The organism is Roseibium sp. AWQ4_254 (assembly GCF_056161025.1).
The window spans coordinates 82,413-104,049 of record NZ_JBSWYH010000015.1 but is presented as its reverse complement, the minus strand read 5'-3'; the positions used below and the strand labels follow the sequence as shown (position 1 = coordinate 104,049).

The following is a 21,637-nucleotide window of genomic DNA, read 5'->3' as shown; positions in this document are numbered from 1 at the left end:
AGGAGCCTGCCATGCTGTCCACGCTTTTGTCCGGTGACAAGCCGCGCAGCGGTCTCCTGACTGTTCTGCTTCTGGCCGTTCTGGTGTCCCTCGCCTTTGCTCCGTTCCTGTTTCCGGGCACCAAGTCCCTGGAAACGGCCGCCCGCATCTGTATCTTCATCGTGCTGGTGGCGAGCTATGATCTGCTCCTGGGCTATTCAGGCATCGTCTCTTTCGCCCATACCATGTTTTTCGGCATCGGTGCCTATGGCACCGCTCTTGCGCTTGGCACCTCGGGGCCAGGCTATTGGCCCATGATCTGGGGCACTTTGGCCGGAGCTGTGGTTGCGGCCGTGTTCGCCCTTGCCATCGGCCTGTTTTCCTTGAGGGTGAAGGCGATCTTCTTTGCCATGGTCACGCTGGCCGTGGCCAGCGCCTTCGCGGTTCTGGTTTCGCAAATGTCCTGGTTGACCGGCGGGGAGGACGGGCTCAATTACAGGCTGCCCCGGGAATTGACCCCGGCCTTCAAACTGGTGCAGGAAAAGGTGTTCGGGGTGCGGATCAACGGCAAGCTGCTGCTCTACTATCTGGTGTTTTTTGTGTCGGCCTGCCTTTTCCTGACCATGCTGCGCATCGTCAATTCCCCCTTCGGGCGGACCTTGAAAGCCGTTCGTGACAATGCCTTCCGGGCGGAAGCCATCGGGTACCGGGTCGTGTGGTATCGCACCACCGCAACGGTCCTGTCCGCCGTCATGGCGGCGCTGGCCGGATCATTGCTGGCCATCTGGCTGCGCTACACGGGACCGGCAACCACCTTGTCCATGGAAATCATGGTCGACATTCTGCTGATGGTGGTGATCGGAGGCATGGGCACGCTTTATGGCGCGGTGCTCGGGGCGACCTTGTTCATTCTGGCTCAGACCTATCTGCAAAACCTGATGGCCATCGCTTCGGAGGCGACAAGCGCGGTGCCACTGGTCTCCAGCCTGGTCGCACCGGAACGCTGGCTGCTCTGGCTTGGGGTGCTGTTCATCCTTTCGGTCTATTTCTTTCCGTCCGGCATTGTCGGGCGGCTGCGGGCGGGGCGCGCGTGAGCGGAGCGGGTTTGCATCTTCTGGACGAAGGCCAGGGCAGGCCGCTGGTCTTCCTGCATGGCTGGTCCTGCCCCGGTGTGTTCTTCCGGCACCAACTCGGCGCCTTGCGCGGCCGCGCACGCTGCCTGGTGCCGGACCTGCCCGGCCATGGCCGGACGGGGGGAAATGTGCCGCTGACCATTGAGGCGGCGGCGGATGCGGTTCAGGGCGCGCTTGAAGCGCGCGGCCTGCGCAATGCCATCTTGTGCGGCTGGTCCATGGGCGCGCTGGTCGCCTACTCGCTTGTTGAGCGCCACGGGGTGGAGCGGGTGTCCAAGGTTGTTGTTCTTGATATGACCCCGAAAGTTCTAAACACACAGGATTGGCAGAACGGCACGCTGAATGGCCTGAATGACCCGCTCAATCAGGTCTTTCTGGAGGCTATCGTGGCAGACTGGCCCAAACTGCCGGCCCTGATCGCCCGGCGCCTGTTCGCCTATGACCTGCCGGTGGACCCGGGCCTCTTCGCTTTTGCCCGTGACGAGATTGCTAAGGCTGATCCTGGGCTGCTCCGCCCGATGTGGGCGTCGCTGACAGCGCAGGATTTCCGGCCGCTCTTGCAAAGCTTTCCTGTGCCGCTGCATCTGGTGGCGGGCCTCAGAAGCCAGCTTTATGGTGCGGGCGTTGCCAAGTGGCACACAGACCATGTGCCCGACTTGACCCTGCACCTGTTCGAGCAATCCGGCCATGCACCGCATCTGGAGGAAACGGCCCGGTTCAACGAACTGATGCTGACTTTGCTTTAAGACCAATCTCACTTGATTTCAGTTGCCTATCCCTTCGGCCAATCGCCCTATGCTTGTTCTAAAGTCGCGCGTCTTGGTCAAGTTCAGGAAGTCCTCCCATGCATGGACTCTCGGATCCATGAAGCTCCCGGCCAATGCCGACAGACCCTCGTTTTGAGAGGAGGTGACAACTTTTGCTCCCGCTGCTGCGGGCAGGTCTTCAAAAAGGCGTTCGAGCGCCGAAGCATCGGTGATATAGTCAATGGCATTCGACATGTTGAAGATGGAGACCGGGAACAGGAGGGTCTTTTTGATCGCTGCCAGCATTTCCGGCGTGATCATGTCGCCGCACAGGATCGACACATGGCCGGTCCCAAGCAGGGTCGAAATATGCTCAATCACCCGCTCGTCTTTGAACCAGCAGGAATAGTTCAGCTTCCCGCTACAGACTTTTTCCAGTTCCTCGACCTGTTTGAGAACTTTCCCGGAGGCAGTCGCAGATCCGCTGAACTCCACAAAGTTTCGGAGTTCCTCCGCAACCGTTTCATGGTGACTTCGGAAAATCGCTGTGCATCTTTTTAGAAAATCGGCTTTCGAGATTTTGTTTCGGGCGCGGACTTCTCCTGTTCTCCAGTCGCGCTTCAGTTCGAAAATGTCGCCTGCGCCGCGCAACGCGTTCAGCAGTTTGCGCAACGCGTTGATCGCTTCGACGGTGGCGGAGTTGATATCGACCGAAATGATCTGTTTGCAGGCGTCCAGATTGCCGCTGGCAATGTCGAAGACCGAACCCGAAACGCCGATCACCGCACCATCGGCAATGCCGCCGCGCCGCAAGTTGTCCCAGAAGGCGTCGCTTTCGAAGCCTTTTTCGTTGCTGAAGGGATAGGCGAGGGTTGGTAGAGTGATCGCACCGGAGAGAAACTGGGGGGGAGGGTAGGCTGCTGCGATCACTTTGCGGTCTGACATGATCGGTGTCAGGTCGGCCTCGGGTGCCGTGAAAGTCAGGTTGGATCCGCCCATCCGGATGACATAGTCGGTTCCCGTTCTTCGTACTACCTGCCCGTATAGATTGCCCCTAATGGTGACGTGCTCTCCAGCTAAAAAAGGCATTTCATCCTCCCAGATACTTAAGCAACCTTAGGGGATGGTATACGTTTTTACTCTCATGAGTCGAATTTTGATCGTATCCAGTGATGGAGTTTGTCCATCACCGTCAGAACGGCAAACACCGCCAGGAAGCCTGCAAAGAACCTGACATCCGTCAGCAAGGTGCCTTTGGTCAGGTCCCATTGCCGCAGCTCCCGATTGGTCAGGGTCCAAGTGTAATAGGCAGCGGCGGTGAGGGCACCGGACAGCACGAGGGACGTTGCAATCGTTAGCCAAACGGGTTTGCCTGCGGGATTCGGGGCGGGCTGTCCGCTCATTTCAGAGCCCTCGCGGTTGTGAGATCTGCTTTGAAAACCAGCAGATCGTCCAGCCGTTCCACGTCCCCTTCAAGCTCGATATAGAGTGCCAGCAGGGGCTTGATCTCCTCGCCCAGAAGCTTGCCATGCTGGTCGGCCATCAGAAAGAAGTTTCTGCCCGCCACGGGTCCTGTGGAGACAAAAACAGGCGGGACACCGCCGGTCAGGCACAGATCCGCGCACGCTTTGTGGGCAAGGCCGCGGCCGGGGCGCATGGCGCCTGCATAACATTTGCCGTCGCAGATTTCCCCGGTCAGCTTCCAGCGGCCCAGAGGCACGGGCGGGGCGGGGGTGAAACCGTCAAGACGATTGGGCACTGCCTCGTCAAGGGCGGTGACCTTGCCCACCTGCAGCATGGTCAGATCGCCCCGGTTGACCGGAATACCGCGCAGCATCACAGGATTGGAGCCGTGGGTTTCCGCTTGGCCAAAGACACCGCGCTTGCCTTGCCCTGCAAGCATATAGGTGCGTGGCGGCGTGCTGCCCTCGCCCGGCACCCGGAAAACAGGATAGGGCTGCAGCTCCAGAAGACCGGCCTGATCGAACCGGTTGCCCCATTGGAAGCCGCCATTGCCCGGATCGCCAGCTGACGCGGACAGGAACAGGGCGGCAAGGCCCATCCCCCCGGCAAAGCAGACGGCAAAAACGAGCAGAAAGACAGCGAGCTGTCGAGGCACCGCATTCAGATAGCCGACATAAAAGGGAGCAGCCCTGGTTTGTTTCCAGCTCATGCGGCATCTCCGATCACGACAGGGTCCACATGGGTGCCTGGAGGCAAGGCTTTGGGATCCAGCAGAATAGTTCTGCCGACAAGTTTCAACCGGTAGGTGGCGATTTTTTCAGTGAAGGGCGCCGGTGCGCAGCCATCGGCCAGATTGTACTGATAGCCATGCCAGGGGCAGGTTATGCAGCCCCACAGGACCTTGCCCTCTCCCAGTGGTCCGTTCTGGTGGGCGCAGGCATTGGTGATGGCCGACAGCTTGCCGTCATATTTGAAAATGGCGACCCGCTCGTCCTCTGCCAGGGTCACGACCTTGGCGCAGTCCTCGTCAATCTCGTCCACCTCGCCAGCGACCAGCCAGCCCTGGTTTTCCAGGGAAGCCCGGGCGGTAACCCCGCCGCGTTCACGCTGTGCTTCCAGGCGGCCGGTGGTAAAATGCAGGCCGCAGACAAGGACAACACTGGCGCTGACAAGTGCGGTGAAGACCGGATCGGCGGGGCCCTGCAAGGCACCGAGCGCCACATGAAGGACCACAAACACATAGCCTGCATAGATCGACATATGCAGCGCCTTCCAGAGCGGGGCGCCGAGAAAACTCAGCCAGAAATCATGGCTGATGGCCGCCAGCACAAACAGGATCAGGAGTGCGGCGATACCGAAGGTTTCAAACGGAAACCCGAGCACTTGGCCGTAGCTGGTATTGGAGGACAAGAGCGCGGTGTATTTGTCCGTCGGGGAAAAGTTGAAGTACCAGCCGAGAACATAATTGGCATGGACGGCGGCGATACAGGCCGTCATCACGCCGAAATGGCGCCGGTTGTAGAGCAGGGGCAGAAACCTGCGGTCCAGCCGGGCGAGCGGGCCAATGCACAAGATAACGGTCAGCATCAGGAAGGCGCAGCTGCCAAAGGCGCGCATGCGCAGGATCGCCCCGTCAAGCGGCTTTGTCACCTCCGCAAATCCGGGGGCAAGGCGGATATAGACGTAAAGATAAAGTGCGGCGGCCAACAGCAGCACCGCGTCATAAAAAATCTTGTTCCGGTTCCACAGGACCGGCGTGTATTGAACGCTCATCGGGCGCCCTCCTGGCCCTGTTCCGGGGCTTGGATCAGGATGGCAGGCCGGTCTGCAGGCGGTGTCTGGCGCAGCGCGAGCAAAGTGAAAAAGGCCAGCGGCAGCAGGAGGCCGAGCACGGTCCAGAGGCGCGCATGGGCGGTGCGGTGGGCCCGTTTCATGGGTGGTCCTCCCCGGTGAGTTCCAGTTGAATCCAGCGGTAGATCACCAGCGGCCAGAGCAGGCAGATGCCCGGAATGAGAAGTGGCCGGAACGCGTAGGAGCCCCGTGCGGACGGCTCCACCCGGTCGATGCCGACGGCGAGAAACGCCACGGCGACAACGCCGCCAGCGATCAGATAGTAGCGGCCAAGGTCCAGAAGGAAAGCGCTCATGCCCGGATGTATCCTTCCCGCCTGGTGGAGGCATTTCGGCCGGGCCTGGGCGGTCTTATGCGCTGGCCGCCAAATGCGGAACTTTCTCAATGGGTGCGATGATACAGAAGCAGATTCCTTAACGGAAACTCAAGTCAAAAGCGGAGGAGAGTCCCATGCGGGCTCCCAGATGGTCGGCCAGCGCGACAGAGAGCGCCCGGCAATCCGGCCAGACATGGGACGAGACGGGTTTCTGGCTGCAGGATCTCAGTCAGTGGCCAGCTGCGCGAGGTCCTGCAGGATTTCTTCTGCCTGTTCGGGGCGGGAGGCGATTTCCAGAACCAGTTTTTTGCGCACTGCTTCGGCAAAGGTGCGGGCGCTGTCGGCGGTCACCACAAAGGCGGCCGGGCCGCCGATGATCTCGTCATAAAAGCGCTGCTCCAGATCATAGGAGACCGGACGGCCTGAACAGTGGCGGCACAGGACCGCAAGGCCGTTGATGACAATGCCAGCTGAGACAACCGCGTCCCGGGCTGTGCGGATCGGCGGTCCGTTCCAGTTGTTGGCGCTGTCGGCGGACAAATCAATCACCCGGCGCAAGCCCTGATATTGATTGGTTTCGATCAGCTCCTTGCCTTTCAGCAGGGCGGCGCCAATCGCGTTGCGACCATAGGCCCGGCGCGGGGCCTCCATCAGCCGGGCGGCAAACGCTTCTGCCGACGGTTTGCTGTCAATGACGCTCCAATCGACCACCACGTCCTGGGAGCTGCTGTCCGCCCATTCCACATAGGTTACGGCGATCTTGCCATAGGCGTTGCCCAAAATCGCGTTCAGCACAGATGGGTCCGTAATCGCCTCGGCGTATCCGCGCCGCTGAAACCGGATTTCGGCCTCGTCAATTGAGCCGGTGGCATCTGCAAGCAGCACAAGTTCCAGGTCGAGCTCTTCGGCCCTGGCGGGACATAGCGCAACGAGGCACCAGATAAGGGCAACAAAGGCATTCCGCATCATGTCCGCTCCTCAAGCCAGTGGCACCGCAGGGTAGCTAGGGCGGTGGGCGGGAAGGAAAAGCAGACCACACGCCGTGAGGCCAGAATTTGGGCACCTTGCCTGACACGCGGGCACGTCTGGCAGGCGCTGGCACGAGCTGCTGGGGGGAGGCCATGTTTTGCCATGCCAGTTTCATCCGGGCGTACGCTTTAGAACACTCGACCTCATCCTGAGGAGAGATGTAAGCGCAGTCGCGAAGGATTTGCCGCCTGTCCGGTGTGTCTGCTCGCTCTTTCGAGATGTGCCTCCGGCCTTCCTCAAGATGAGCGAGTGTGTGGGGGGATTTGAGAAGACGGTGCGCCGCATATTCCGCGCCGTCCTGGACCTGATGTGGGACCTGTTTTGTAACCAGCGCTTTTTTAAGGTCCCGGCGCGTTGGCCGGGACAGCGAAGTGCATGGAAGCCGGAAGGGCCGAATAAGCGAAGACCTGCCTGCACACGCACGGGAGCGCCCGGACGGACCGCTTTGAGGCCGTATCTGCTGTTTGGTCAGAGCCTGATCAGGCGACGGCGCGGGCCAGGGCGCATTGGGACCATAGATCATTGATCGAATTGGCCAGATGCTCGATATCGGCGGCCGTGTGGAGCGGGGTTGGCGTGAAACGCAGGCGCTCGGTGCCGACCGGCACGGTCGGGTAATTGATTGGCTGCACATAGATGCCATAGGTCTCCAGCAGGATGTCGGAGATCCATTTGCATTTTTTGGCATCGCCCACCATGACCGGAACGATATGGCTCGGGTTTTCCATGTGGGGAATACCGCGCTTGTCCAGCGCCGCGCGCAGCTGGGCAACCTTGTCCTTGTGGGCCTTGCGCTCGAACGGGCTGTCCTTCAGATGCCGGATCGACGCGGTCGCGCCAGCGGCCAGGGCGGGCGGCAGGGCGGTTGTGAAGATAAAGCCTGAGGCGAAGGAACGCACGAAATCGATGATCGTGCGGCTGCCGGTGATATAGCCGCCCATGACACCAAAGGCCTTGCCGAGCGTGCCTTCAATGATGCTGAGGCGGTCCATCAGGCCGTCGCGTTCGGCAACGCCGCCGCCACGCGGGCCATACATGCCGACCGCATGCACTTCATCCAGATAGGTGAGGGCGCCGAATTTGTCGGCCACGTCGCAGATCTTCTCAATGGGGGCAATGTCGCCATCCATGGAATAGACGCTTTCAAAGGCGACCAGTTTGGGCGCGGCGGGATCGTCCGCGGCCATCTGGCGTTCGAGATCCTCATAGTCATTGTGCTTGAAGATCCGCTTCTCGCAGCGCGCGTGGCGGATGCCTTCGATCATGGACGCATGGTTCAGGCTGTCGGAATAAACGATCATGCCAGGCACTTGCGAGGCAAGAGTGCCCAGGGCGGCCCAGTTGGACACATAGCCGGAGGTGAAGATCAGGGCGGCTTCCTTGGCGTGCAGATCCGCCAGTTCCCGCTCCAGCAGCACATGATAGTGGTTGGTGCCGGAAATGTTGCGTGTGCCGCCGGCCCCGGCGCCGCATCTTGCGATCACGTCCTGCATGGCGCCGACGACCTTTTCGTGCTGGCCCATGCCCAGATAGTCATTGGAACACCAAACGGTGACGTCCTGCGTGGACCCGTCTTCCCGGTAGCGGACGGCGCGTGGAAAGTTTCCGGACATGCGCTCAAGATCAGCAAAAACCCGGTAATTCCCATTTTCGTGAAGGGTGCTCAGGCGCTCCTCAAGATACGCATTCACGTCCATTCTGCCGGTCCTCTTTGTCACCGGTTCCATGAAACCGGCGCCTCTGTTTCCTCACCGTCCGAGTTCGCGTCCTCGCGACGTCTTGTGTCAGGTCCACTGCCTTCAAACTGCCAGATTAGCAGGTACCTTTAACTTATTCAAAACTGCATAATCAGACGGGCTGCCTTGATCAAGGTCAAACACGCCGGATGCGTCTAAAAGTCATAGAGTTGGCGGCCCGTGCCAATTGTCCGGTTTCGCCCATATGGTCCGTCAGATCCTTCTGCAGATGTGAAGCGACGATTTTAGAATGATTCTATTTCGTTAAAGATAGGTATTGCTTTCGCAATGTAAACATGAATACTCGTTCATGTTTCAAAATTCAGGGGCTTAAGGTGACCAAACCGGCCAAAGATGCAGACATGCCGCCCAAGGTAGTTTCCAACCAGCCGAAAACGGCACGAGGTGAAGCGACCAAAAAGGCGATTCTTGGGGCTGCCGAGCGTGTGATCGGGGCCAATGGCTACAATGATGCCTCCATTGGACAGATCACCAGCGAAGCCGGTGTCGCGCAGGGAACGTTCTACATCTATTTCAAAACGAAGGAAGATGTTTTTTCCGAACTGGTTCTGGAAATGGGACGGTTGGTGCGTCATTCCATTGCCGAGGCGACATCCGGCCTCAAGGACAGGCTGGATGCGGAAAAGGCCGGTTTGCGGGCCTTTCTGGAATTCGTTCAGGCGCATCCGGACCTCTACCGGATTGTCCAGGAGGCCCTCTTTGTCGATCCGCACGCTTACCGGGAATATTACACAGCCTTTGCCAAGGGTTACCGCAAAGGCTTGCGGGTGGCTGAGAGCGCCGGCCAGATTTCTGCTGGCGAGGCGGATATCCGGGCCTGGGCGCTGATGGGCATTGCCCGGGCGCTGGGTGAGCAGCTGGTGGTGTTTGAAACCAAAACATCGATCCCCGATCTTTTGGACAGCGCCTATGACCTGATCGAAAACGGGCTCAAACCGTGAAGAGCCTGCGCGGTCTTGTCGAGACGGAGCGCCGCAACGGCGCTTTCTGGATCTGGCTAAACCGTCTGGAACGCCACAATGCGCTTGTGCCAGACCTGTTGTCCGGTTTGACGGCGGCGCTTGACGCGGCTGAAGAGGCGGGACCATCCGTCCTTGTGCTTTCGGGACGCGGCGCAAGCTTTTCAACCGGCGGCGATATTTCCGGGTTTCTGGACAAGTCCGGCTCGCTGGCGGCCCTTCACGCCTATGCGGACCAGCTGGTTGATGCGCTTCACGATGTGATCCTGCGGCTGTTGTCGTTTCCGGTACCAGTGCTGGGGGCGGTCAACGGTCCGGTCACCGGTGGTTCTACCGGGCTTATGCTGGCGGCCGACATGGTGGCCATGAGCGAGACGGCCTTTGTGCAGCCCTATTATGGCACGGTCGGTTTCGGGCCCGACGGCGGATGGACCGCACTTTTGCCGGACCGGGTGGGAACCGCAAAGGCGCTTGAAATCCAGTATCTGAACACGCGGATTTCAGCGCACGAAGCGCTTGATCTGGGACTGGCCAGTGCCATTTGTCCGCGCTCTGAACTGGAGGCGCAGATGGACCGATGGACCGGGCTGATCTCGGCCCAGTCTGCGCTTACGCACCGGGCTACGCGATCTGGGGTTTGGGATGCGCACCGCATCGCCGAGGTCCGCACGCGGCTGGACCAGGAAAAGGCCCGGTTTCTGGAGCTGATCACCCTGCCGCAGACGCTGGCCGGGATGAAGGTTTTCACACAAAAAAGGGCCTGAGGCGTTCGCGGCCAAGGAAGACCAGGTGCTGGGAGGACACATGGAGTTTTTGACGGATATGGCTGCAAAACGGGCGGAGCTGACGCCGGAGGCCATCGCCTTTCTGGATCACGGCAGCGGCCGGTCTTTCACTTTCGCCGAGATCAATGACCGGGCCTCAAGGCTTGGCCGCATTCTCCTGAGCCGGGGCCTTGAACGGGGCTGCCGGGTGGCGGTTCTGTGCCACAATCACCCTGATTTTTTTGTCGCTCTGTTTGCTGCTCAGAAGACCGGCATCCTGCTGGTGCCGCTCAACTGGCGTCAGCCGGTGGCCGAGTTGCAGCCGGTTCTGGAGGCTTCAAAGGCGAGGCTTCTGTTTGCCGATGAGGCTTTTGCCGCACCTGCGCGTGCGCTTGCTTCAAGGGCTGGTTTGGAGGTGTTGCCAATTGGAGCGGGGGACGGTTCCGCCAGCCTTCTGGATCCTCTTCTGGCAGAGGCCGGTTACGGGCCGGTTGGCGGCGGCCGGATCAGGGCGCAGGACCCTTGGTATCTCCTGTTCACCTCCGGCACGACCGGATTGCCCAAGGCGGTGATCCAGACGGGCGCAATGGCCTATGCCAATATGATCAATTATTGTCAGGCCACCGGGCTCAGTATCGGGGAAAAAGGTGTCAATTTTCTGCCGCTCTTTCACACGGCTGGAATCAACCTTCCGACCTTGCCGATTTTTCTCAATGGCGGCCAGTCAGCGGTTTTGCGCAAATTCGATCCGGAAACGGTGCTCTCCCTGATGGATCAGGGCGATGTGACGGCTTTCTTTGGTGTGCCTGCCATCTATCAGGCCCTGGAAACGTCGCCGCGGATCGCCAGCATCGATTTCAGCGCCGTGAAGTCGCTTGGCTGCGGTGGGGCGCCGGTGCCCGAGCATCTCCTGAGGGCTTTTCAAACGCGGGGTGTCACCATCTGTAATGGCATGGGCATGACAGAGACCGGCCCGACGGTGTTCCTGATGGACAAGGCTCATGCGGACGCAAAGATTGGCTCTGTCGGCAAAGCGCAAATCCTGACCGATGTGCGGCTGGTTGATCGCGAGGGCGCTGTTGTTGCTGGGGCGGGGGAAGGCGAGGTTCAGTTCCGCGGCCCCAACATCACACCCGGCTATATGGACAACCGGGAGGCAACGGACGCCGCGTTCACGACGGATGGCTGGCTGACATCCGGCGATGTCGCGCGGCGCGATGAGGACGGGTATTTTTTCATCATCGACCGGATCAAGGACATGTATATTTCCGGCGGCGAGAACGTCTATCCGGCGGAAGTGGAAAAGGTTCTGGTCAGCCATCCGGCGGTTCAGGAAGCGGCCGTGGTCGGCGTTGCAGATGCCAAATGGGGCGAGTCCGGAGTGGCCTTTGTGATCCTGCGCCGGGGCGAGAACCTGGACACGAGCACACTTGGCGGCTGGTGCCGCAGCCAGCTTGCGCCCTACAAGATCCCGAAAAGGTTCACCATTGTGGAAGACATGCCGCGCACCGCCGCTGGCAAGGTCCGCAAGAACATTCTGAAGGACACGTTTGAGGCTTTGCCTGACACCGCTTTTCAACCGGAGACCGCTTAGACCATGACCGCCGCCGCTGACGCCCCGTGCGGGGCTACTTTCACCTGGACACCTGCCCAGGCGGATTTTGATGCTTTTGCGCGCCTTTCAGGGGATGACAATCCGATCCATGTGGATCCAGAGTTTTCCGCCCGCACCCGGTTCGGGCGCACCGTCTCCCACGGCATGCTGCTTTATACGCGGGTCTTTGGCCATCTCATGGCGCTGTATCCGGGCCGGACACACACGCTGCAAAGCCTGATGTTTCCCAATCCCGCCTATGCGCAAGAGGAACTGACCCTTTCGTTCAAAGAAGCTGCGGACCTGCCGGGCCGGATCATCATCGAGGTGACGCGCACGCAAGACGGCGCGGTGACCCTGTCGGGGGTCTGTGATCTTGGAGAGGCCGCATGACGCTGGAACTAGGGCAAACAGCGGGCCTCACCCGCAGCTATACGGATCAGGATATGTGCGACTTCGCCCGTTTGTCCGGCAATCCTGAGGCCATTCCTGCGACCGTTCCGGGGCCGTTGATAGGCGGCCTGTTCTCCTATCTTCTGGGGGTGGAGCTGCCTGGCCGGGGCACGAATTACTTAAAGCAAAGCCTGGAGTTTCTGGCGCCTGCGCCGGTCGGGCAAGAGCTGAGCGCCACGGTGACCATCACCCGGCTGCGGCCGGAAAAACATCTGGCCGATCTGGAAACCCGGTGTGTTGCCGCAGACGGAACGGTGATCTGCCAGGGCCGGGCCCTTGTCTATGTGGAAGATGTGGGCAAGGGCTGAGTCCGGCCCAAACGTCAATCCCCTTCGGTCACGGCGGTCTTTTCGGGCCAGAACGCCACATGATCCCTGAGAAGGCGGCTTGCGGGAACAGGCTCGCGGTAGACCCAGCCGATTTCCCGGCCTTCAAACGCAAGATACCCTGCAGTGCCCTTGATCGGACAAAAGGTGGTTCTGTCGAGAGGGGTCAGACTGCCGAGGCAATCTGCCTCAGGCAGATAGAACACCGGGTCATAGACGGATTTTCCGATTTCCAGGACCCGGAGCGCGGTCCGGCTGTCTGCCAGAAGCGTTCCGCCAGCCAGGACGCGGATGCGGCGCGGAACCGGCTTGATCACCATCAGGTGGCCCGGGTCGTTCGGGTTGCGGATGGCGCCGTCAAAAGCGGGAAGGGCAGCGTTCATCGCCGGTCTCCAATGGGGGCATTCCTTTTGGACAGCAAAAGACATGTGGTGGCGGGCGGCAGATCGCAAGGGCACGGGCTGGTTTTGCAAAGGGATTTTGAGACGCACCGGCCCTGTTTCAGGCACCTCGCGACCGCAAGGTGTTCGATTGAGGCTTGAAAAGTCTGCCGAACCCGGCTCAAACAGATCAAACCTGTCCAAACGGAAGAAGTGAGACCCAGATGACCATGCAGCCGGCCGACCTCCTGTCCCACCTGTTTTCAAAGGCAGTGGAGGTCGCGGACCCGATGCAGAGCCTGTCGGCCTTTCTGCCGGAAAAACCGGCTGGCCGCTGTGTGGTGATCGGGGCAGGCAAGGCCTCGGCCCGCATGGCGGAGGCGGTGGAGGCGGCCTGGGGCCCGTGCGAGGGACTGGTTATCACCCGCTATGGCTATGGGCGCCCTTGTGTGGGGATTGAGATTGTCGAAGCGGCCCATCCGGTGCCGGATGAGGCAGGATTGCAGGCAACGCGCCGGATGCTGGCCCTGCTGGAGGGACTGGGGGACGGCGACTTTGTGCTGGCGCTGATTTCGGGGGGGGCATCGGCACTGCTGACGGCTCCGGCCGGGGCCATCACCCTGGCGGAAAAACAGGCGGTCAATCAGAGCCTTTTGGCGTCTGGAGCGCCCATTGGACAGATGAATTTGGTCCGCAAACACCTGAGCGCCGTCAAGGGCGGCCAACTGGCTGCGGCCTGCGCCCCGGCTTCCATGCTGGCGCTGCTTCTGTCCGATGTGCCGGGGGACGATCCGGCGGAGATTGGCTCCGGGCCGACGGTGGGCGACCGCAGCACAGCGTCAGAGGCTGCCGCGATCCTGGAGCGCTGGGGTCTCAGCGTGCCGGCCTCCGTGTCGGCGGTTCTTGCGGGACCGACCGCGGTGTTGCCGCCTGATGACGCAAGGTTGTCCCGGGTGACCAATACGATTTTTGCGGCCCCGTCCCAGTCGTTGGAGGCGGCAGGGGCGCGGGCCGGGGCGGCGGGCTGTGACGTGGAGATCCTCGGTGATGCGCTGGAAGGCGAGGCGCGGGACGTGGCCCGCGAGCATGCGGCGCTTGCCCTTGCCCGGCAGACCAGCAGGAAGGGCAAGGACCGCCCCCTGGTGTTGCTTTCCGGCGGCGAGCTGACCGTGACCCGCACCGGTTCGGGCGTTGGCGGGCCGAATGCGGAATATGCGCTTGCCCTGGCGCTGGCCCTGAACGGCGCGGCGGGCATTCACGCCATCGCCTGCGATACGGACGGCGTGGATGGGGCCGCTGAAGTGGCCGGTGCCAGGATCGGGCCGGACACCCTTGAAAAGGCGCAGGCGGCAGGCATCCCGGCTGCGGCTGCGCTGGAAAAGAATGACGCCCATACGTTTTTTGAGCGGATCGGGGATCAGGTCGTCACAGGACCGACATTGACAAATGTAAATGATTTCCGTGCCATATGGATTTCATAGAGCACTTCCAGCAAAAGTGGTTTCCGGTTTTGCGTCCGCATGCGGGAGAGACGATTGTCAGAAGAGTGGTGCTAAAGGAAAGGCTCCGGCGGCATCACAGCCAGACCGGGGGACGCCGGTGCAGCTTGAAAAGGTCTAGCGGAAGAGGCAATGTCCGAAGTCACGATCACACGCGCGGTGCGCATGCCCGACCCGTTCCGGATCGAGCGGTTTCAATCCAACCCCAAGCTGGGGCCGCGTCTGTTGTTTTTCAGTGGCGGTTCGGCGCTCAACGGGGTGTCGCAATGTCTTAAACGCTACACCCATAATTCCATCCATCTGGTGACACCGTTTGATTCCGGCGGCAGTTCCCAAGGCCTGCGCCTGGCCTTCAACATGCCTGCCATCGGTGATCTGCGCAGCCGTCTGATGGCGCTGGCCGATGAGACGGTGCTGGGCCATCCGGATGTGTTCCGCCTGTTCACGCACCGCTTTGCCAAATCCGCGCGGCCAGAGGATCTGGGCGGAGAACTGGATGCGATGATTGCCGGCACCCATGCGCTGGTGGAGCCTATCGACCAGCCGATGCGCATTCTGATCCAGAACCAGCTCGGCATGTTCCGGGCGGCCTGCCCAAAGGGGTTTGATCTGCGCGGGGCAAGCATCGGCAATCTCATTCTGGCTGGGGGCTATCTCAACCAGAACCAGCAGTTGGAGCCGATCATCTTCCTGGTGTCCAAGCTCGTGGGGGTGCAGGGCACCGTGCGGGCGGTGACCGACGACAATCTCCATCTGGGGGCGGAGCTTGCCAATGGCGAGGTAGTGATCGGCCAGCATCTTCTGACCGGCAAGGAACATCCGGCGCTGCGCTCGCCGATCAAGGATTTCTTTTTGAATCACGGCCTGAAGGTGAAAGACCCGGCGACCTCCCGCTTTCCGGAGCGCAACCGCTCGCTGATCCAGTCTGCCGATCTGGTCTGCTATGCCCCGGGCAGCTTTTACACCAGCCTGATGGCCAATCTTCTCCCCGAGGGCGTGGGACGGTCCGTTGCGGCCCGCACGGTGCCGAAAATCTATGTGCCGAGCCTCGGAGAGGACCCGGAAGCGGGCGGCCTCACGCTGGCCGACAAGGTCCACACGCTGTTGACCTATCTGCACCGGGACGCCGGAGCCGATTGTCCGGTTCACCGGCTGCTCAATTTTGTCATAGTCGATGCAAGTGTGCCGGAAGGCGCGACCGCTGAGATCAGCGCCCGGGGGATCACGGTCTTAAGGCTGGATCTGGTGAGCAAAGACTCGGCGCCTTTCTATGATCCCATTCCGCTGTGTGAGGCGCTGGTGTCGCTCGCGTGATGCGGGCAGGGGAGAGTTGGTCTCTTTTGTTTCATGGCTGGCGTTGGAACGCGGCTCTGCGAGCACGTATACCCCCGCGCCGTCCGGGCCTTGAGCCGGGACCCCTGCCGCTGCAACAGAGTGCGGGGTCTTGTTCAGATGGGTAGAAGGGTCCCGGCTCAGGGCCGGGGCGGCATGGTAGGCTTGGCTGGGGAGTGGATCTCCCCCTTTGCCTCATCTTGAGGAGGATCGTCAGGTCCGTCTCGAAAGATGGGCGGCACGTTCAGAATAAGCGGCCTATCCTTCGAGACAGGTTTGCGGCCTTCTTCAGGACAAAGGGGGCGAACGGCTCAGGCTTTGGAAAGAGGCCGTGCGAGCAAGAATGCCCCCGCGCCGTCCCGGCCCTGAGCCGGGGCTACTGCCGCCGATACAGAGCGACGGGTTTTGTCCAGATAGGCCAGTAGGGTCCCGGCTGAGGGCCGGGACGGTATGGAACTCCTGGCTGAGTTTCAGACACTTTACCAGAGTCGACCGCTTCGTCGTGCAGGATGCGGCGAAACGGAGATCCGGGGGCGGGGTGCTTGAAAAGCGCGCTTACAGCTTGGGGTCCCGAAACGGTTTCCAGATATGTTTTGCCGCGAATTCAGAGGGTTGCCGCACTGCGAAAAAAGTTTTTTCGTTTACAAAACCGATTTTGTTGACTTCCGAAACCGGTTTTGGAACACTTAAAATTAATCAGAGGCCGCCCCGTGTCCCATCGGGAGCAGGCCCGGAACCGGGCTTGAGGCCCATCGGGAGGATGCATGTCGCGCGCAAGAGGGTCCGTGACCATTGACGACGTGGCACGCCATGTGGGCGTGGCCAAGGGAACGGTGTCGCGCGTCCTCAACAACTACACCGACATTTCCGAAGGGACCCGCAAGCGCATTTTGAAGGCGGTGCAGGATCTCGGCTACCAGCCGTCGGCAACTGCGCGCAACTTGAAGCGGGGGCGCCAGGACACACTTGGCATCGTGATCCCGGTGGGTCATGGCAACGGCGCGGATCCGTTTCTGGCCGAGTTCATCGATGGCATTGCCCGGGCGCTGGACGAACTGGGGCTCGATCTTCTGGTGACCACGGCCCATTCGCGTGATCACATGATTGCGACCCTCAAACGGCTGATCGCGCGGCGCAAGGTTGACGGCTTTATCGTCACGCGCACGGAAGTGGATGATCCGCGCATTGCCTATCTGCGCGACCATAATTTCCCCTTTGTCGCCCATGGCCGCACCGGTGAGCCAGCCAGCTACGCCTGGTTCGACATTGACAATGAAACGGCCTTTGCGGACGGGGTCCGCCATCTTTACAGCCTCGGACATGCGCGGATCGGGTTTCTGGGCGGTCCGCTGGAGCTCAATTTTGCCCGCCAGCGCCGGGACGGTTACCGCCAGGGGCTGGCCGCGCTCGGGGTCGCACCGGACCCGGACCTTGAGAGCCTTCAGGTCCTCAGCGAAGCGGGCGGTTTGGCAGGCGCACAGGACCTGCTGTCGCAGCCCGTGCCGCCGACCGCCCTGTTATGCGCCACCGATTCCCTGGCCATCGGGGCTGTTCAATTCTGCCGCAAATTCGGTCTCAGGGCCGGATCGGATGTGACGGTGATCGGCTATGACGGCCTGCCGGTGGGTGAATATCTTGATCCACCGCTAACGACCTTTTCACAAAGCGCGCAGGAAGCGGGCGGGCGGGTTGCCCGCATGCTGGTGGATGTTCTGAACGGCAAACCGCCCCAGAACCTTCAGGCGCTTGCAAAAGCAAAACTGATCCGGCGCGCCTCCGATGGCGCGCCTTCCATGACACCGGATGCACTCGCACAGGTGCTCCGGGACCGGCTGAACCAACAGCCGCTTTCTTAAAAGAAGGAGACTGAGAATGTTTGGGAGGACGAAATTCCTGGCCGCAGGCCTTGCGGGGCTGGTCGCCCTTGGCTTGAGCGCAGCGCAGGCCGAAACCCTTCGGTTCTGGACCACGGAAGAACAGCCCGAGCGGCTGGCCAAGCAGGAAGAGATGGCTGCGGCCTTCAAGGAGAAGACCGGCATTGAGGTTGAGGTCATTCCGGTGTCGGAGTCCGATCTCGGCACGCGGGCAACGGCCGCCTTTGCCGCCGGGGATCTGCCGGATGTCATCTATCACACGCTGCAATATGCGCTGCCCTGGGCCGAGGCCGGTATTCTGGACACAGAAGCAGCGAGCGAAGTGATTGAGACCCTTGGCGTTGAAACCTTCGCGCCCGGTGCCGTCAACATGGCATCCTTTGAGGGCGAATATGCCTCCGTGCCGGTGGATGGCTGGACCCAGATGGTTATCTACCGCAAGGACCTGTTTGAGGAAAACGGCCTGGCCGCGCCCGACAGCTATGAGAACATTCTGGCCGCCGTCGAAAAGCTGCACAATCCTCCGGAGATGTTCGGGTTTGTGGCCGCGACAAAGATCGACGAGAATTTCATGAGCCAGGTTCTGGAGCATGTGCTGCTGGCCAACGGGGTAACCCCGGTGGATGGCAAGGGCTTCAAGCCGCTGGACGAGAAGAAAACCATCGAGGCGCTCGACTTCTACAAGGCCATCGCCAAGGCATCGCCTCCGGGAGACCTATTCTGGAAACAGTCGCGGGAACTTTATTTTGCTGGCAAAGCGGCCATGATCATATGGTCACCCTTCATTCTGGATGAGCTGGCCGGACTGCGCGACAGTGCGCCCCCGACCATCAATGACGACCCGGCGTCCAGGGAACTGGCCTCCAAGACCGGCATCGTGACGACCTTGCGCGGACCCTCCAACCCCGATGGCGCAGCCTGGGGGGATATCCGGTATTTCGGCATCACCAATGACGCCGACACAGAGGCAGCGATGCAGTTTGTCGAGTTCTCCATGGATGAGGGCTATCTGGCGACCCTGTCGATTGCGCCGGAGGGCAAGTTCCCGATCCGCCGGGGCACGGCTGATAACCCGTCTGCGTTTGTGGAAGGCTGGTCGAAACTGCCGGTCGGGGTCGACCGAAAGGCGCCGCTGACCGATCTTTATGATCTTGAAACGATCAAGACCATTGTGGCCGGTCTCGACACGGCCAGCCGCTGGGGGGTGAAAGAAGGCCAGCTTTCGCTTGCGTCCAAGATCATCAACAGCCAGGTCATCAACCGCCTTGTGCGCGAATATATCGATGACGAGCGCGATGCGGCGGCCACCGTTGCCAAGCTCAATGAGGAACTGGCCAAGATCCAGTAAGACTCGGCTGCCGGTACCGCTCTGTCAGAGCGGTGCCGGTTTTACGCCAAAGGGCTGGCTATGACGCCGGAAGAGGTGGTGTGCACCGGCTCTTTTCCCTTTCTGCTGGGCCCACGGGGCGCGTGGGCGGGGACTGTTCTCCGGACCGGCTGTGTGCCTGCGCCGGAGCCGGGCAGGTGCCGGCCCCATCGATCAGACCAATCAACACCCAAAGAACAACCCGGAACGGGATCCAGAGCAAGATTCATGAGTGCACAAACCGATCAGCGCGACAATCAAGGGCCGCCCAAAGGCGTTGGCCCCATGCAGCGCCGGGAGATGTGGCTGGCCTATCTGATGCTGGCGCCGACCTTTGCCATCATCCTGATGATTGTGGCCGGTCCGCTGCTGGCCAATTTCTGGATCAGCGTGAAACCGGTGCAGCTGGCGGATTTGCGTCCGCCGACCGTGCTCGTCAATGAACGCCTGCGTGGCCGTCCGGCTGCGCCGGGAGACAGCGCGGAGCTGGAATACCGGCTGCGCAACTCTTCAAGGGACGCAGAGATCCGCGATGTGGTCCTGCAGGATGAGATCCCGGAAGGCTTTGCGGTCACAGCCCTGCCGGCTCCTTGCGCTCTGGACGGGCGGGCACTGACCTGCCGGATCGGCACCGTCGCGCCGGGATGGCGGGAACGGCTGAAACTGGCCGGCACCGTGGACGCGGCCTTTCTGGCAGCCAGCCGTCCGGAGCGGGCGAGCACGCCGGTGGTGAGCGGGGACGCGGACAACATTCTGACCAGCTTCGACTTCACCCTTGAAAACTTCCAGCGGATCTTCAGCGCAGAGGAATTCTGGTCGGTTCTTCGGGTCACGTTCTATTATACGATCTTCGGCACCGGCGGGGCGCTGGTCCTGGGCCTGTTTGCCGCCCAGTTGCTGCACACCAGTTTTGCCGGGCGCGGTGTTCTGCGTGGTCTGTTTCTGTTTCCCTATGTCTCCCCGGTGATTGCGGTCGCCTTCACCTGGGTGGTGCTGTTCGATCCCTTTTCCGGAACGGTCAATGCGCTCTTGACCAAGATGGGCGTGGTGTCCGATCCGGTGAATTTCTTTGGCCAGCGGTCCATTCCCTTTTCGCTTTTCGGGCTGGAGCTGGAGTTCCCGCTGGCACTGACAACGGTGATCGCCTTTGAAGCGTGGCGGTATTTCCCCCTGTCCTTCCTGTTCATTCTGGCGCGCATGCAGTCGATCAACACGGACATGTACGAGGCGGCGGAAATGGACGGCGCAACGCCGTTGCAGCAATTCTGGTATCTGTCGCTGCCCCAGCTGATGGGCATCCTGTCGGTTCTGTTCCTGCTCCGCTTCATCTGGACCTTCAACAAGTTCGACGACATTTTCCTTCTGACCGGGGGCAATGCAGGCACGCGCACACTCACTGTTGATGTCTATGAGCAGGGGTTTGCCCTGTCGAATCTGGGCGCTGGCGCGGCTGTCGCGGTGGTGGTCTTTGTCGTGCTGGTCACTTTCGCCACCCTCTTCATCCGCTTTTCACCCAAGGAGGAAGGCCTATGAGCCAGGCTGGTCTCAAACCGGGCAGCGTGCTTCTGGCCGCCGTCACCGGTTTTATCTGGGGGGCGACCGGATGCGTGGTGACCGCCGTTACGCTCACCTTGATCACGGGAGAGGTGGCCTTGCCGCAGGTGACCGCTGCCGGTCTTGCCGGTCTCGCCGGTGCCCTTGTGCTGGTCTGGCGCAGTAGCTCGGCGGCCGCAGGCCTATCCGTTTGGGGGACGGCGGCAGCAGTCGTATTTCTGGTCCTCATGGCCGGGTCGTTCGCCGCGCCTTTTTCGCTGTCCCTCAGCGTTGTGCCGGTCTGGCAGGGGCTGGCCCTGATCACCCTTGTTGCCGGGATCACCTATGCCAATCACCAGTGTCTGGCGGGCGCCCGGCTCGGCACCATGAGCCGGTATGAGCGGGAGGTGGTCTATATCCGCATTGCCAAGGGGATCGGGTTCATCGTCTTTTCCATCATCGTGGCCCTGCCATTCTATGTGATGGTGATGACCTCGCTTAAGAGCCAGCAGGCGCTTCTGGCGAATCCACTGGATCTGTCCATCGACCTGTCTCAAGGGGTGAGCGGCCTGTTCCGCTCCTATGTGGAGCTGTTCACCCAGTTCAATTTCGGCCGCTATCTTCTGGTCTCCGCGTTTGTCTCCGTCGCCACCGTGGTGCTGACCCTGCTTTTCTCCGTGCCCGGTGCCTATGCGGTCTCCAGGCTGCGCTTTCCCGGTCAGGCGCTGCTGGCCCGCTCGGTGCTGCTGATCTACATGGTGCCGGCCATCGTTCTGGTGATCCCGCTTTATGCGGTCTTCTCCCAGCTGGGTCTGCGCAACACCTTGACCGGGCTTCTGATCGTCTATCCGGCCACGACCATTCCGGTCGCGCTCTACATGCTGCAGGGCTATTTCCGGGGGCTGCCGTCAGAGCTGGAAGAAGCCGGTCTGATGGACGGGCTTTCCCGGGTAGGGGTGATCCTGAAAATCACCTTGCCGTTGTCATTGCCCGCGCTTGCCTCCGTTTCTCTCTATGTCTTCATGATCGCCTGGAACGAGTTCCTGTTCGCCTTCATGTTCCTGGACGATCCGGACATTTTCACCCTGTCGCGCGGGGTTGTGTCCCTGAATTCCTCCGAGGTGCCCCGTCAGCATCTCATGGCGGGCGCGGTCATTGCGACCGTGCCCGTTCTTGTCATTTTCCTCTGGTTCGAACGCTTCCTGGTACAGGGGCTGACGGCCGGCAGCGTGAAAGGCTAGCGCGGCACCCGGCACGCGTGCCGGTTTGTGCCGGACGTGCA

The 21,637-nt window shown here is 61.1% G+C and carries 22 protein-coding genes; 13 read left to right on the top strand and 9 right to left on the bottom strand.

Features of this window, described 5'->3' with window-relative positions; all coding sequences use genetic code 11:
- Positions 1–11: 11 nt before the first annotated feature.
- Together ACXAIC_RS13335 and ACXAIC_RS13330 are read left to right on the top strand one after the other, a co-directional pair.
- A complete protein-coding gene (locus ACXAIC_RS13335; protein ID WP_475179649.1) occupies positions 12–1,073 on the top strand; it encodes a branched-chain amino acid ABC transporter permease in 1,062 nt (353 codons plus the stop codon).
- Positions 1,070–1,858 carry an alpha/beta fold hydrolase gene (locus tag ACXAIC_RS13330; protein ID WP_475179643.1) on the top strand — a complete coding sequence of 263 codons (789 nt, stop codon included), beginning with the start codon at positions 1,070–1,072 and terminating at the stop codon, positions 1,856–1,858. Before ACXAIC_RS13335 ends, ACXAIC_RS13330 begins: the two co-directional genes overlap by 4 nt.
- Positions 1,859–1,876: 18 nt before the next feature.
- Here the strand turns inward: ACXAIC_RS13330 and ACXAIC_RS13325 are convergent, their stop codons facing one another.
- From ACXAIC_RS13325 to hemA, 8 genes are all read right to left on the bottom strand, one after another.
- Positions 1,877–2,947 carry an LIC_10091 family protein gene (locus ACXAIC_RS13325; RefSeq protein ID WP_475179638.1) on the bottom strand — a complete coding sequence of 357 codons (1,071 nt, stop codon included), beginning with the start codon at positions 2,945–2,947 and terminating at the stop codon, positions 1,877–1,879.
- 53 nt (positions 2,948–3,000) lie between these two features.
- The gene (locus tag ACXAIC_RS13320) at positions 3,001–3,261 is read right to left on the bottom strand and encodes a hypothetical protein (RefSeq protein WP_475179635.1); all 261 of its coding nucleotides are present in this window, start codon (positions 3,259–3,261) and stop codon (positions 3,001–3,003) included.
- On the bottom strand, positions 3,258–4,031 hold the full coding sequence (locus tag ACXAIC_RS13315; protein WP_475179631.1) for a hypothetical protein: 774 nt from the start codon (positions 4,029–4,031) through the stop codon (positions 3,258–3,260). Before ACXAIC_RS13315 ends, ACXAIC_RS13320 begins: the two co-directional genes overlap by 4 nt.
- Positions 4,028–5,095, bottom strand: coding sequence for a Rieske 2Fe-2S domain-containing protein (locus ACXAIC_RS13310; protein WP_475179628.1), 1,068 nt, complete (start codon positions 5,093–5,095; stop codon positions 4,028–4,030). Before ACXAIC_RS13310 ends, ACXAIC_RS13315 begins: the two co-directional genes overlap by 4 nt.
- Positions 5,092–5,256 (bottom strand): hypothetical protein, encoded by a 165-nt coding sequence (locus tag ACXAIC_RS13305; RefSeq protein WP_475179623.1) that lies wholly within the window; start codon positions 5,254–5,256, stop codon positions 5,092–5,094. The genes ACXAIC_RS13310 and ACXAIC_RS13305 overlap by 4 nt, the downstream gene beginning before the upstream one ends.
- A complete protein-coding gene (locus tag ACXAIC_RS13300; protein WP_475179618.1) occupies positions 5,253–5,468 on the bottom strand; it encodes a hypothetical protein in 216 nt (71 codons plus the stop codon). Before ACXAIC_RS13300 ends, ACXAIC_RS13305 begins: the two co-directional genes overlap by 4 nt.
- A 246-nt stretch (positions 5,469–5,714) precedes the next feature.
- The gene (locus ACXAIC_RS13295; protein ID WP_475179613.1) at positions 5,715–6,458 is read right to left on the bottom strand and encodes a DUF1194 domain-containing protein; all 744 of its coding nucleotides are present in this window, start codon (positions 6,456–6,458) and stop codon (positions 5,715–5,717) included.
- A gap of 539 nt (positions 6,459–6,997) precedes the next feature.
- Positions 6,998–8,215 (bottom strand): 5-aminolevulinate synthase, encoded by a 1,218-nt coding sequence (gene hemA, locus ACXAIC_RS13290; RefSeq protein ID WP_475179605.1) that lies wholly within the window; start codon positions 8,213–8,215, stop codon positions 6,998–7,000.
- A gap of 374 nt (positions 8,216–8,589) precedes the next feature.
- Here hemA and ACXAIC_RS13285 point away from each other — a divergent pair, with 374 nt between their 5' ends.
- Genes ACXAIC_RS13285 through ACXAIC_RS13265 form a run of 5 tightly spaced genes read left to right on the top strand, consistent with a single transcriptional unit; the run spans position 8,590 to position 12,353 of the window.
- On the top strand, positions 8,590–9,216 hold the full coding sequence (locus ACXAIC_RS13285) for a TetR/AcrR family transcriptional regulator (protein ID WP_475179599.1): 627 nt from the start codon (positions 8,590–8,592) through the stop codon (positions 9,214–9,216).
- Positions 9,213–9,998 (top strand): enoyl-CoA hydratase/isomerase family protein, encoded by a 786-nt coding sequence (locus ACXAIC_RS13280; RefSeq protein ID WP_475179596.1) that lies wholly within the window; start codon positions 9,213–9,215, stop codon positions 9,996–9,998. Before ACXAIC_RS13285 ends, ACXAIC_RS13280 begins: the two co-directional genes overlap by 4 nt.
- Before the next feature lie 40 nt (positions 9,999–10,038).
- Positions 10,039–11,592: an AMP-binding protein gene (locus ACXAIC_RS13275; protein ID WP_475179592.1), complete on the top strand. Its 1,554-nt coding sequence runs from the start codon at positions 10,039–10,041 to the stop codon at positions 11,590–11,592.
- A 3-nt stretch (positions 11,593–11,595) separates the two neighbouring features.
- Positions 11,596–11,985: a MaoC/PaaZ C-terminal domain-containing protein gene (locus tag ACXAIC_RS13270; protein WP_475179588.1), complete on the top strand. Its 390-nt coding sequence runs from the start codon at positions 11,596–11,598 to the stop codon at positions 11,983–11,985.
- A complete protein-coding gene (locus ACXAIC_RS13265; RefSeq protein ID WP_475179585.1) occupies positions 11,982–12,353 on the top strand; it encodes a hotdog family protein in 372 nt (123 codons plus the stop codon). The genes ACXAIC_RS13270 and ACXAIC_RS13265 overlap by 4 nt, the downstream gene beginning before the upstream one ends.
- Before the next feature lie 14 nt (positions 12,354–12,367).
- Here the strand turns inward: ACXAIC_RS13265 and ACXAIC_RS13260 are convergent, their stop codons facing one another.
- Entirely contained in the window at positions 12,368–12,754 is a 387-nt protein-coding gene (locus tag ACXAIC_RS13260; RefSeq protein WP_475179582.1) for a DUF427 domain-containing protein, read from the bottom strand.
- Positions 12,755–12,975: 221 nt separating this feature from the next.
- Between ACXAIC_RS13260 and ACXAIC_RS13255 the strand changes: the two genes are divergently transcribed.
- The 6 genes from ACXAIC_RS13255 (at position 12,976) to ACXAIC_RS13230 (ending at position 21,596) form a co-directional block, all read left to right on the top strand.
- A complete protein-coding gene (locus ACXAIC_RS13255) occupies positions 12,976–14,232 on the top strand; it encodes a glycerate kinase type-2 family protein (RefSeq protein WP_475179577.1) in 1,257 nt (418 codons plus the stop codon).
- A gap of 150 nt (positions 14,233–14,382) precedes the next feature.
- Positions 14,383–15,564, top strand: coding sequence for a GAK system CofD-like protein (locus tag ACXAIC_RS13250; protein WP_475179574.1), 1,182 nt, complete (start codon positions 14,383–14,385; stop codon positions 15,562–15,564).
- Positions 15,565–16,346: 782 nt separating this feature from the next.
- A complete protein-coding gene (locus ACXAIC_RS13245; RefSeq protein WP_475179570.1) occupies positions 16,347–17,438 on the top strand; it encodes a LacI family DNA-binding transcriptional regulator in 1,092 nt (363 codons plus the stop codon).
- A 16-nt stretch (positions 17,439–17,454) separates the two neighbouring features.
- The gene (locus ACXAIC_RS13240) at positions 17,455–18,804 is read left to right on the top strand and encodes an ABC transporter substrate-binding protein (RefSeq protein WP_475179567.1); all 1,350 of its coding nucleotides are present in this window, start codon (positions 17,455–17,457) and stop codon (positions 18,802–18,804) included.
- Positions 18,805–19,050: 246 nt separating this feature from the next.
- Entirely contained in the window at positions 19,051–20,355 is a 1,305-nt protein-coding gene (locus ACXAIC_RS13235) for an ABC transporter permease subunit (protein WP_475179564.1), read from the top strand.
- A complete protein-coding gene (locus ACXAIC_RS13230) occupies positions 20,352–21,596 on the top strand; it encodes a carbohydrate ABC transporter permease (RefSeq protein ID WP_475179562.1) in 1,245 nt (414 codons plus the stop codon). Before ACXAIC_RS13235 ends, ACXAIC_RS13230 begins: the two co-directional genes overlap by 4 nt.
- Positions 21,597–21,637 lie beyond the last annotated feature (41 nt).

Coding starts and splice junctions, on each gene's coding strand:
- ACXAIC_RS13335 (WP_475179649.1), top strand. CDS start 12: ATGCTGTCCACGCTTTTGTCCGGTGACAAGCCGCGCAGCGGTCTCCTG.
- ACXAIC_RS13325 (WP_475179638.1), bottom strand. CDS start 2,947: ATGCCTTTTTTAGCTGGAGAGCACGTCACCATTAGGGGCAATCTATAC.
- ACXAIC_RS13320 (WP_475179635.1), bottom strand. CDS start 3,261: ATGAGCGGACAGCCCGCCCCGAATCCCGCAGGCAAACCCGTTTGGCTA.
- ACXAIC_RS13315 (WP_475179631.1), bottom strand. CDS start 4,031: ATGAGCTGGAAACAAACCAGGGCTGCTCCCTTTTATGTCGGCTATCTG.
- ACXAIC_RS13310 (WP_475179628.1), bottom strand. CDS start 5,095: ATGAGCGTTCAATACACGCCGGTCCTGTGGAACCGGAACAAGATTTTT.
- ACXAIC_RS13305 (WP_475179623.1), bottom strand. CDS start 5,256: ATGAAACGGGCCCACCGCACCGCCCATGCGCGCCTCTGGACCGTGCTC.
- ACXAIC_RS13300 (WP_475179618.1), bottom strand. CDS start 5,468: ATGAGCGCTTTCCTTCTGGACCTTGGCCGCTACTATCTGATCGCTGGC.
- ACXAIC_RS13295 (WP_475179613.1), bottom strand. CDS start 6,458: ATGATGCGGAATGCCTTTGTTGCCCTTATCTGGTGCCTCGTTGCGCTA.
- hemA (WP_475179605.1), bottom strand. CDS start 8,215: ATGGACGTGAATGCGTATCTTGAGGAGCGCCTGAGCACCCTTCACGAA.
- ACXAIC_RS13275 (WP_475179592.1), top strand. CDS start 10,039: ATGGAGTTTTTGACGGATATGGCTGCAAAACGGGCGGAGCTGACGCCG.
- ACXAIC_RS13270 (WP_475179588.1), top strand. CDS start 11,596: ATGACCGCCGCCGCTGACGCCCCGTGCGGGGCTACTTTCACCTGGACA.
- ACXAIC_RS13265 (WP_475179585.1), top strand. CDS start 11,982: ATGACGCTGGAACTAGGGCAAACAGCGGGCCTCACCCGCAGCTATACG.
- ACXAIC_RS13260 (WP_475179582.1), bottom strand. CDS start 12,754: ATGAACGCTGCCCTTCCCGCTTTTGACGGCGCCATCCGCAACCCGAAC.
- ACXAIC_RS13255 (WP_475179577.1), top strand. CDS start 12,976: ATGACCATGCAGCCGGCCGACCTCCTGTCCCACCTGTTTTCAAAGGCA.
- ACXAIC_RS13250 (WP_475179574.1), top strand. CDS start 14,383: ATGTCCGAAGTCACGATCACACGCGCGGTGCGCATGCCCGACCCGTTC.
- ACXAIC_RS13245 (WP_475179570.1), top strand. CDS start 16,347: ATGTCGCGCGCAAGAGGGTCCGTGACCATTGACGACGTGGCACGCCAT.
- ACXAIC_RS13240 (WP_475179567.1), top strand. CDS start 17,455: ATGTTTGGGAGGACGAAATTCCTGGCCGCAGGCCTTGCGGGGCTGGTC.
- ACXAIC_RS13235 (WP_475179564.1), top strand. CDS start 19,051: ATGAGTGCACAAACCGATCAGCGCGACAATCAAGGGCCGCCCAAAGGC.
- ACXAIC_RS13230 (WP_475179562.1), top strand. CDS start 20,352: ATGAGCCAGGCTGGTCTCAAACCGGGCAGCGTGCTTCTGGCCGCCGTC.